We start from the raw sequence: 1,629 nt of genomic DNA, 5'->3' as shown, positions 1-1,629 counted from the left end.
GTAAGCGTCCGGCCTGACCGCTATCTGGCGTAATTCCAGGGGAGCAGATCTCCGATCCTGTTGATCTTGCAGTCCGGGATGCGGGCGAGGGTGTCGGCGAGCCAGGCCGTGGGGTCGACGCCGTTGAGCTTCGCGGTCTCGATCAGGGTGTAGGCGATGGCCGCTGCACGGCCGCCAGCCTCGGAGCCGATGAAGAGATAATTCTTCCGTCCCAGGGCGATGGCGCGCATGGCCCGCTCGGCCGCGTTGTTGTCGATCTCGAGGACGCCATGGTCGAGCCAGGGCCGCAGGCGGGCTATCCGGGCCAGGGCATAGCGGATCGCGGCGGCGAGCGGCGTCTTGGCGGAAAGGGTCGCAAGCTGGGCCGCGAGCCAGGCTCTGAGATCGTCGAAGATCGGCCGGGCCTTCGCCTGCCTGATCTCGACGCGCCGGTCCGGGGGCGAGCCTCGGGCCTCCTTCTCCACGGCGTAGAGTTGGGCGATCCGGCGGATCGCTTCCTCGGCGATGGCGGAGCCCTGGGCGCGGTGCACGTCGACGAACTTGCGACGGACATGGGCGAGGCAGGCGACCTCGCGGATCTCGCCCGTGCGGTAGAGGTCCTCGAACCCGGCGTAGCCGTCGGCATGCATCCAGCCCGTGAAGCCGGAGAGGTGGCCCTTTGGGCGCTCGCCCTTGCGGTCGGGGGAGAAGCGGTAAAGGGCGGCTGGCGGAGCGTCCCCGCTCCAGGGGCGCTCGTCGCGGACATAGGCCCACAGGCGGGCGGTGCGGGTCCTGCCGCTGCCCGGCGCCAGCATGTTGACCGGCGTGTCGTCGGCGAAGATGGCCTGGCCTGTCAGCACATGCCTGCCGATCTCCTCGGCCAGCGGCTCCAACAGGGCGGTCGATCGGCCGACCCAGTCGGCCAGGGTCGAGCGGTCGAGGTCGAGCCCCTCGCGCCCGAAGATGGCGCTCTGGCGGTAAAGCGGCAGGTGGTCGGCGTATTTGCCGGTCAGAACGTGGGCCAGCAGGCCGGGGCCGGGGCGGCCGCGCTCGATCGGTCGGGATGGCAGCGGCGCCTGGACGAAGCGCTCGCAGCCGGCGCAGGTCAGGCGCGGGCGAACGATCCGGTTCACGACGAAGCGGCCGGGGATGTATTCCAGCTCCTCGGTCACATCCTCGCCGATCCGGCGCAGATGGCCGCCGCACCTGACGCAGTCGTCCTCGCCGGGGGAGAGTTCGACCTCCGTGCGCGGGATGTGATCCGGGATCGGGCGGCGCTTTGGCTTCGTCGCGTCTTCCACGTCCGACAGCCGCAACTTCCCCGTCATCGCCGCAGCGGCGATCTCGCTGCTCTCCAGCGCCAGCTGGAGCTGATCGGCCGTCTCCGACGAGGCCCCGAAGCGGTGCGCCCGGTGTCCGGCAAGCTGATGGCGCAGCTTCTCGATCAGGACCGCCTGCGCCTTCACCTCCGCGATCAGACGCTCCGCAAAGGCCCGCAGGTCCTCGGGGTCGTCAGGCGGAGATCCGGGTTCGTCCAGCATGGCAACAGCTTACCGGATTGGATTCCGTCAGGGAATCCTTTCGAGACGTCGTCAGCCGCTCATCCTGCCGTCAGTGGCCGCCACGTCCGCTGCGGCGTCCGCCAATCGA

1 protein-coding gene is annotated in these 1,629 nt (G+C 69.7%); it reads right to left on the bottom strand.

Features of this window, described 5'->3' with window-relative positions:
* Positions 1–20: 20 nt before the first annotated feature.
* Positions 21–1,520, bottom strand: coding sequence for an IS66 family transposase (gene tnpC, locus BM064_RS26615; protein WP_092866634.1), 1,500 nt, complete (start codon positions 1,518–1,520; stop codon positions 21–23).
* Between the last annotated feature and the right edge of the window lie 109 nt (positions 1,521–1,629).

This window comes from Albimonas pacifica, from assembly GCF_900113695.1.
Classification (GTDB): Bacteria; Pseudomonadota; Alphaproteobacteria; order Rhodobacterales; family Rhodobacteraceae; genus Albimonas; species Albimonas pacifica.
Note: the sequence above shows the minus strand (reverse complement) of the source record. Positions and strands in the feature narration are given on the sequence as shown.